General features: G+C 58.9%; 8 protein-coding genes. 5 read left to right on the top strand and 3 right to left on the bottom strand.

Translation table 11 applies throughout. The annotated features are described in order from the left end of the window. The coding region (locus ACIQ3A_RS12225; protein ID WP_396432011.1) for an ABC transporter substrate-binding protein at positions 1-373 on the bottom strand (373 nt) is incomplete at its 3' end. A 133-nt stretch (positions 374-506) separates the two neighbouring features. After that, positions 507-2,135 carry a 3-(methylthio)propionyl-CoA ligase gene (locus tag ACIQ3A_RS12220; protein WP_396432010.1) on the bottom strand — a complete coding sequence of 543 codons (1,629 nt, stop codon included), beginning with the start codon at positions 2,133-2,135 and terminating at the stop codon, positions 507-509. Positions 2,136-2,254: 119 nt separating this feature from the next. Here ACIQ3A_RS12220 and ACIQ3A_RS12215 point away from each other — a divergent pair, with 119 nt between their 5' ends. The 5 genes from ACIQ3A_RS12215 to ACIQ3A_RS12195 all read left to right on the top strand — a co-directional run bounded on the left by ACIQ3A_RS12215 (position 2,255) and on the right by ACIQ3A_RS12195 (position 5,951). Continuing rightward, complete coding sequence (locus tag ACIQ3A_RS12215; RefSeq protein ID WP_396432009.1) at positions 2,255-3,826, top strand: YdiU family protein; 1,572 nt, start codon at positions 2,255-2,257, stop codon at positions 3,824-3,826. Beyond that, positions 3,823-4,230, top strand: a complete 408-nt coding sequence (gene msrB / locus ACIQ3A_RS12210) for a peptide-methionine (R)-S-oxide reductase MsrB (RefSeq protein WP_396432008.1) — start codon at positions 3,823-3,825, stop codon at positions 4,228-4,230. Before ACIQ3A_RS12215 ends, msrB begins: the two co-directional genes overlap by 4 nt. 45 nt (positions 4,231-4,275) lie before the next feature. After that, complete coding sequence (locus ACIQ3A_RS12205) at positions 4,276-4,818, top strand: septation protein A (RefSeq protein WP_396432007.1); 543 nt, start codon at positions 4,276-4,278, stop codon at positions 4,816-4,818. Next, positions 4,815-5,093 (top strand): BolA family protein, encoded by a 279-nt coding sequence (locus tag ACIQ3A_RS12200; protein WP_396432006.1) that lies wholly within the window; start codon positions 4,815-4,817, stop codon positions 5,091-5,093. The genes ACIQ3A_RS12205 and ACIQ3A_RS12200 overlap by 4 nt, the downstream gene beginning before the upstream one ends. Before the next feature lie 84 nt (positions 5,094-5,177). Continuing rightward, positions 5,178-5,951 (top strand): peptidylprolyl isomerase, encoded by a 774-nt coding sequence (locus ACIQ3A_RS12195; RefSeq protein WP_396432005.1) that lies wholly within the window; start codon positions 5,178-5,180, stop codon positions 5,949-5,951. Between the two features lie 88 nt (positions 5,952-6,039). Here ACIQ3A_RS12195 and ACIQ3A_RS12190 read toward each other — a convergent pair. Beyond that, positions 6,040-8,591: DEAD/DEAH box helicase (locus ACIQ3A_RS12190; protein WP_396432004.1), on the bottom strand; the 2,552-nt coding region annotated here is incomplete at its 5' end.

The raw sequence follows: 8,591 nt of genomic DNA, 5'->3' as shown, positions 1-8,591 counted from the left end.
TTTCCTTGCCAGGGTTGCGTTCGTTGTGTTTGTTAACCGCTTCAATCAGGGCGCCGGCAACCGATGAGCCGTTACCTTGGGCGATATAACGAACGCCTTGGTCCATGGCCGCTTTCAGCGCATTCAGACTTTCAGCGGGGCTAAGCTTGTTGTCAAAGGAAACCATTTCGAACTTGACGCCAGCCGGATTGGTCTTGCTGAATTTTTCTGCGAAAAACTGAAAGCTCTTGAGTTGGTTGGTGCCCACCGGACCCATGAGTCCGGAAAGTGGATCAATGTGCGCGATTTTGACAGTTTCGCCTTTTTGCGCATGGGCGGACATGGCACATGCGGCCAAAGCAGCAATAGCGATCAAACGGGTGGTGGTTTTCATTCGAAGTCTCCAGAGTTGAAATCATGCCATTCAGCACCATGTCAGCGTAACCGTTGAACACCGAAAAGGGCTCGGGGTTTGTCCCTAAGCCATATCACCCGCGGGACTTGAAATTACACGGGCTTGCGCCAAGTCAAAGCCCCGGCAACACGTAATCGGCCAACTGTTCGCGCAATCGGGTCTTGAGCATCTTGCCAGTGCCCCCCAAGGGAATGGCATCGACAAAGACCACATCGTCCGGAATTTGCCATTTGGCGGTCTTGCCTTCGTAGAAGGCGATCAGGGCTTCACGGCTGACCTCCAGACCGGGTTTTTTGACCACACACACAATCGGCCGCTCGTCCCACTTGGGGTGGCGCATGCCAATGCACGCGGCCATGGCCACTGCCGGGTGCGCCATGGCGATGTTTTCGACATCGATGGAGCTGATCCACTCACCGCCCGACTTGATCACATCCTTGCTGCGGTCGGTGATTTGCATGAACCCATCGCTATCGATGGATGCCACGTCACCCGTGGGGAACCAACCGTCGACCAGCGGGTCGCCCCCTTCTTGTTTGTAGTAACTGGCGATGACCCAAGGGCCTTTCACCAGCAGATCGCCTGCGGACTTGCCGTCGTGGGGCAATGACTTGCCGTTTTCATCGACGATTTTCATGTCGATGCCAAAGATGCAGCGACCTTGCTTCATGCGCAATTTCATTTGCGCTTCGGCAGGCAGGCTCAGGTGTTTGTTCTTCAGGGTGCAAACCGTGCCCAGCGGGCTCAACTCGGTCATGCCCCAGGCGTGCAGCACATCGACGTTGTAGTCCTGCCTGAAGGCGTCGATCATGGCCGGAGGACAAGCCGAGCCGCCGATGACGGTGCGGTTGAGTCGGCTGAACTTCAGGCCGGCGGGCTTCATGTGGCCCAGCAGCATTTGCCAGACGGTGGGCACGCCCGCCGCAAAGGTCACGCCTTCGGACTCAATCAGTTCGTAGACGGATTTGCCATCGAGCGCCGGACCGGGAAACACCAGCTTGGCCCCGGCCATGGCCGCACTGTAGGGAATGCCCCAGGCGTTGACATGGAACATGGGCACTACGGGCAAGATGGCGTCACGTGCAGAAATGCACATGGAGTCGGGCAAAGCCGCTGCATAGGCATGCAACACGGTCGAGCGGTGGCTGTACAAAGCGCCCTTGGGGTTGCCTGTGGTGCCACTGGTGTAGCACAGGCTACAGGCCGTGTTTTCGTCCAACTCGGGCCAGTTGTAGGCGTCGGGCTGCTGACCCATCCAGGCCTCGTAGCTGACCAGGTTCGGGATGCCGGTGTCGGCCGGTAATTTGTCAGCATCGCACAAAGCCACATAGTGGGTGATGGTGGTGCACTTGGCGTGCACCGCTTGCACCAGCGGCAGGAAAGACATGTCAAAGCACAGCACCTGGTCTTCGGCATGGTTGGCAATCCAGGCCAGTTGATCAGGATGCAACCGCGGGTTCATGGTGTGCAGCACTCGGCCCGATCCACTCACGCCAAAGTAGAGTTCCAAGTGGCGGTAGCCGTTCCAGGCGAGCGTGGCGATGCGGGCACCCTGGGGCAATTTGTGTGCATCCAGCGCGTTGGCCACTTGACGCGCCCGACGCGCCACATCGGCCCAGGCGTAGCGGTGAATGTCCCCCTCCACCCTGCGCGAAACCACTTCACCGTCACCGTGGTGCTTCTCGGCAAATTCGATCAAGGAAGAAATCAGCAATGATTGCTGTTGCATCAGTCCCAGCATGGGGGTCTCCTGTCAGGTGGGTGAAATTCAAGCTTTTCATTGTGCACTGGAGTCTTACTGCACTGGGCCTTAAAACCCGCCAAACCCCGGGTACTTGTCAAGGGCGTGACAATCGGCGCATGGATTTTTCCCCCTTGAACACTTCCGGACCCGAAGTCGATGTGCCGCCAGCGCTGGTCTGGACACACCGCCTGAAGCAACTGGGCCCCCGGTTTTACACCTCCCTGCAACCCACCCCCTTGGCGGCTCCCCGGTGGGCCGCCTGCAACCAGGGCTTGCGAAACGAGCTGGGCTGGCCTTCTGATATTTTTGACAGCGAGCACCTGCAAGCCCTCGCAGGCAACGCCACCATGCGTGGATCCGAGCCCCTGGCCACGGTGTACAGCGGCCACCAGTTCGGGCAATGGGCCGGGCAACTGGGCGATGGGCGCGCCATCTGGTTGGGCGAAGCGGCGTCCAGACAAGGCCCGCAAGAAATCCAGCTCAAAGGCGCTGGCCGCACCCCTTATTCAAGGGGTGGCGATGGCCGTGCGGTGCTGCGCTCGAGCATTCGCGAATACCTGTGCAGCGAAGCCATGCATGGTCTGGGCATTGCGACCACCCGGGCCTTGAGCCTGGTGGATTCCACAGAACCGGTGCGTCGGGAAGAGATGGAAACTGCCGCTGTGGTGGCGCGTGTAGCCCCGAGCTTTTTGCGTTTTGGGCACTTCGAGCATTTTTCGGCCCAGGGAGACTCCGACAGCCTGAGGGCGCTGGCCGACCATGCCATCGCCCATCACCTGCCCGAATGCCAAGCGCGTGCAGCCCTTTGGCAAGGCAATGTGTACGCCGCTTTGCTGGACGAGGTTCAAGAGCGCACAGCCAAGCTGATGTCCCAGTGGCAGGCAGTGGGTTTTTGCCATGGCGTGATGAACACCGACAACATGAGCCTGCTGGGCCTGACGATAGACTACGGTCCATTCCAGTTCATGGACAGCTTTGACCCAGGCCACATCTGCAACCACTCAGACCACCAGGGCCGATACGCCTATGGCAAGCAGCCCAACGTGGCCTACTGGAACCTGTTTTGCTTGGCCCAGTCCATCGCGCCCCTGATCGACGACCAAGACATGACACTGCAAGTCCTGGAGGGCTACAAGACCCTTTTCCCGCGCAATTTGGGCGACGCCATGCGCGCCAAACTGGGCCTGGTGGGCGCACTGGCAACCGAATCTGAGCGCGAAGCAGACTGGACTTTGGTAGAAGACCTGATGCAGCTCATGGCCTCGGAAAAGGTGGACTTCACCTTGTTTTGGCGGCAACTGAGCCAAGCTGTGGGGCAGCAATCACAAGCCCTGGCTTTGCAGTCATCTGCCGAGCAGGCTTTGCTGCCTGCCGACTGGCACCTCGTGACCGACTTGGTGCTCGATCGCCCTCGCCTGTTGGCTTGGCTGGCGCGTTACACCGCCCGCGCGGGCACGCAGAACTTGGCGGCCATGGGCCAGCAAATGCTGCGCAGCAACCCCAAATTTGTGCTGCGTAACCACCTGGCCGAAACCGCCATTCGACAGGCCAAGGCCGGCGACTTCACTGAGCTCGAAACCCTGCACAACTTGTTAAAGTCCCCCTTCGACGAGCATCCAGGCTTTGAAGCCTATGCCGACTTGCCGCCCGATTGGGCGGGCCAACTGGAAATCAGCTGTTCATCATGACAAAAATCCAAAAATCCGAACAAGAGTGGCGCGAGCTGCTGGCCAGCAAAAGCGCTGAGCCTGTGGCCTACGCCGTGACCCGGCAAGCGGCCACCGAACGCCCGTTCACTGGCAAATACGAAGGCCATTGGGCCAGCGGAACTTACCGGTGCATCTGCTGCGATGCCGAATTGTTCAAGTCGGACACCAAATTTGACGCAGGCTGCGGCTGGCCCAGCTTTTACCAGGCATCGGCTGACGGCGCCATCGAAGAGCACGTGGATGTGAGCCTGGGCATGCGGCGGGTGGAGACCGTGTGTGCCCAGTGCGGTGCCCATCTGGGCCATGTGTTCGAAGACGGCCCCGCCCCCACCGGCTTGCGCTATTGCATGAACTCGGCTTCGTTAGACTTCAAGCCTTCCTGACTGACCCCGTTTGCGCCTTATGGGCACAACCACCCCACACACTTCATGAAATTCATCCTCGACTTTTTCCCCATCCTGCTGTTTTTTGGCGCGTACAAGATGGCCGACATCTACACCGCCACCGCGGTCTTGATGGGCGCAACCGTGCTGCAGACCGCGATCATTTACAAAATGGACGGCAAGCTGCAAACCATGCACAAAATCACGCTGGTGCTGGTGCTTGGCTTTGGCGCACTCACGCTGGGCCTGCACGATGAGCGCTTCATCAAGTGGAAACCCACCTTGCTGTACTCGGGCTTGGCCATTGCACTGGCCGTGTCGCACGGGCTCTTGAAAAAGAACTTTCTGCACATGCTGCTGGGACAGCAGTTGCAACTGCCGGCTGCCGTGTGGCATCGCCTGAACCTGTCGTGGATGCTTTATTGCGTGTTCATGGCGGCCATCAACGCGTATGTGGCCAGCTATTTCAGCACCGAAGACTGGGTCAACTTCAAGCTGTGGGGCTATGCGTTTCCGTTGGTGTTCATCCTGGCCCAGGGCTTGTACATTTCGCGCTACCTGCCCAAAGAAAATACGGACAAAGAATGAACGTCGCCATAGACCAACTTCCCCTGAGTGCTCGAATCCACGCCCGTTTGACCGAGCGACTCCAGCCCACCGAGCTGCGGGTGACCGATGAAAGCGCGGCACATGCTGGGCACGTCGGCGCCAACGATACGGGCCAGGGCACGCACATGCGTGTGTGCATTGCCTCACCTTTGTTTGCACAACTCAGCCGCGTTCAGCGCCATCGCCTTGTGTATGATGCTCTGCAAGATTTCATTGACCAAGGCCTGCACGCCTTGGCCATCGAGCTGATCTGATCCCGGGCCGTCACCCTTCGGTGACAGCCCCATTTTTTTGAACCCTTGATTCACACCTGACTGAACGTCATGGAGGAACCCACAATGAAAAAGCAAATGCTCAGCGCCGCCCTGGTGGCCTTGCTCGCCATCCCCGCCTTGGCGCAAAACTTGGCCGTGGTCAACGGCAAGCCAGTCCCCTCCTCGCGCGTGAAAGCGCTGCAGCAGCAAATCGAAGCCTCTGGCCGCCCCGTGACACCTGAAGTGTTGGCACAGATCAAGGAAGAGCTGATTGCCCGTGAAGTCTTCATGCAAGAAGCCAGAAAACGCGGCCTGGACGCCAGCGAAGAGTACAAAGCGCAAATTGAACTGGCCCGTCAAACCATACTGATCCGTCAGCTGTTTGCCGATTTCCAAAAGAAAAATCCTGTGACCGACGCTGACATCAAGGCCGAGTACGACAAGTTTGTGGCCGCCAACGGTGGCAAGGAATACCGCGCACGACACATTCTGGTGGAAAAAGAAGACGAAGCCAAAACCCTGATCGCCGACATCAAGAAAGGCGCCAAGTTTGAAGACCTGGCCAAGAAAGCCTCCAAAGATCCGGGTTCTGGTGCGAATGGCGGCGACCTGGACTGGGCGGCTGCTGGCAGCTATGTGCCTGAGTTCTCAGGCGCCATGGTCAAACTGGAAAAAGGCCAGATGACCGAATCCCCGGTCAAGAGCCAATTCGGCTTCCACATCATCCGTGTCGACGATGTGCGCGATGCCCAGTTGCCCAAGCTGGAAGAGGTCAAGCCCCAGATTTCACAGCAACTGCAGCAACAAAAGCTCAGCACCTACCAAGAAGGCCTGCGCGGCAAAGCCAAAATCCAGTGATCTGAACCTGCTGCCCAAGCCCAAACGCGACCTCGGTCGCGTTTTTTTGGTTCACCAAGCACCCAGGGTGAATTGACGTCGACGAAGATCAGCCCAAAGGCTTGAACAGCTCGTTCAGGTCAGACTCGCCAAACAAGGGTTCTTTGCGCTGCACTGCGCCCGAATACATGTCTTGCGCCAGTTGCGCTTTGCGCGCTTGCAAGGCCAGCATGCGCTCCTCGATGGTGCCCTGGGCCACCAGCTTGACGACCCAGACACTTTGGGTTTGACCGATGCGGTGCGCGCGATCGGTGGCCTGGTTTTCCACGGCGGGGTTCCACCAGGGGTCGTAGTGAATGACGGTATCGGCCTGCGGCAAGTTCAGGCCCACGCCACCCGCCTTCAGGCTGATGAGGAAGAGCGGCACCTGACCGCTGGTGAACTGTTCAATCAGGGTATCCCGGTTCTTGCTCTGCCCCGTGAGCTTGACCCAGGGAATGCCCAAGCGCGGCAACTCTTGCTCGATCAGGCTGAGCATTTGTGTGAATTGCGAGAACAGCAAAATCTTGCGGCCCTCGGCCACCATTTCAGGCAGCATGTCCAACAACTGCGACAGCTTGGCCGATTGCTGCACCTGGCTGGCCGCACCCAATTTAAGCAAGCGCGGGTCGCAGCAGACTTGGCGCAGCTTGAGCAGGGCATCCAGAATGGTGATTTGTGATTTGGCCAAGCCCTGAGCATTCAGCGCGTCGCGCACGGTTTTTTCCATGCCCAAGCGAATGGTTTCGTACAGATCGGCCTGCTTGCCTTGCAGCGGCACAGGCAGCAGGGTCTCGACCTTGGGCGGCAGTTCGCTGGCCACCACGCTCTTGATACGGCGCAGCATGAAGGGCGTGATGCGCTTGCGCAGCTGGTCCATTTTTTCGCTGCTGCCCTGGCGCTCAATCGGATTGCGAAAGAGTTCACCAAAACGTTTTTGGCTGCCTAAGAAGCCGGGCATCAAAAAGTGGAACAGGCTCCACAGTTCGCCCAAATGGTTTTCCATGGGCGTGCCTGACAGACACAGACGGTGTTTGGCCGGAATGTCGCCCACCACCTGAGCGGCATGGGTGTTGGCATTTTTGATGTTTTGGGCTTCGTCCAAAACCAGCATGTGCCAGTCGTTGGCCAACCACAGGTCGCGGTCGCGGTGCAACAAGGAATAAGGCGTGAACACGATGTCGGTTTCGCTCAGGGCTGGCGTTACGCCATGCCGGCTCAGGCCATGGTGAATGTGTGTGCGCAGCTCCGGGCAAAAGCGGGCCGTTTCGCGCTGCCAGTTGCCCAGCAGGCTCACGGGGGCCACGATCAGGGCCGGGTGTGTCAGACGCCCCGCGTCTTTTTCAGTTTGGATGTGGGCCAGCGTTTGCAGGGTTTTGCCCAGGCCCATGTCGTCGGCCAAAATGCCCGCCAATTGGTGCTGACGCAAGAACTGTAGCCAATTCAGGCCTTGCTGCTGATACGGGCGCAAAGTGGCTTGCAGGCTGGGGGGCACGGGCACTTCAGGCAGGCTCTCGAGGCCCCGCATTTGCTGGACCAAGGCCAGCAGGCTTTGGGCGCCGGCCCAAGCCACCCCCTCGCCCAACGAGGCGGCGGTGCGCAATGCTTCCAGTCGCGACAGGCGCAGCTCGTCACCCGCCCAATCACGCCCCCGCTCGGACACCAGTTCCATCAAAGTGCTCAGCCACGGTTGAATCTTGGCTGTGGGCAACTTCACAAAGCCCTCACCCTGAAGGTCGGGCAGGTACAAAAATGGCGGCAGCACGGCTTTTTCGCCCTCGGGAGTCATACCGCTGATTTGTGCCAAGCTTGTCAAAATAGTCGGCACCCAGGGCAAGATGTTCACCCGTTTGCCATCGATGTCCATGCCCAAGGACAAGTCAAACCAAGCGGAAGTGCCAGGGGCTTCTTTCTCATCCGACAAGTCGATGTGTACGTCATCGGCCTGGCGCAGCCACGGGGCTGGACCTGAGACAAAACGCACCTCGAAACCTGCCTGGCGCAAGGGCGCAAAGTCGCTTTCCAGCCACTCTAGCCAAAGTTGCTGCGAATGCTCTGGGGGCAAACCCAGCATGTTGGCGTCAAAAGCGACCATGCCCAAAGTGTCCAGCGCTTCCCAGGCTTTCCGCTCACTGGGCAGGTCGCGCAGCAACATGCTGGCTTGGGGGCCCTGCCCGACCATGACCCGGCTTTGGGTAACCGGCCAAAACCCGCAATGCCCGGCATAGTCAAAACTCAATTCGGCCAAAAAAAGACCCGACAAACTGCGCTCTGTGGGGTCAACAGGCACGATGTCGAGCACAGCGATTGGTTTAACGCCCCGAATTTCGGGCATTTTTTGAATCACAGGCGGCAAAGGCACCGGGCCCAAACGCTCGAGCAACTGGTTTTGAAACTTGAAGGCCACGCTTTCAGGCACCACAGGCGAGTTGGACAAGACTTGCAACTCATTGGCGCTCAGGCCCTGCGCATCGAGCGGTCCACAAAGGCCCTGGACGGTGTCCAGGAACAAAGGCGGATGGTTCAGGCCATAGAACAAACCCGGGCGCTGTGGCTGCATGCTCAGCTGCCAGCCATCGGGCAGGTGGTCCTGGCCCTTGACTTCGAGCCAAACACCCACCA

The organism is Limnohabitans sp. (assembly GCF_044361985.1).
Taxonomy (GTDB): domain Bacteria; phylum Pseudomonadota; class Gammaproteobacteria; order Burkholderiales; family Burkholderiaceae_C; genus Limnohabitans_A.
This window is presented reverse-complemented; position numbering and strand designations above follow the sequence as displayed.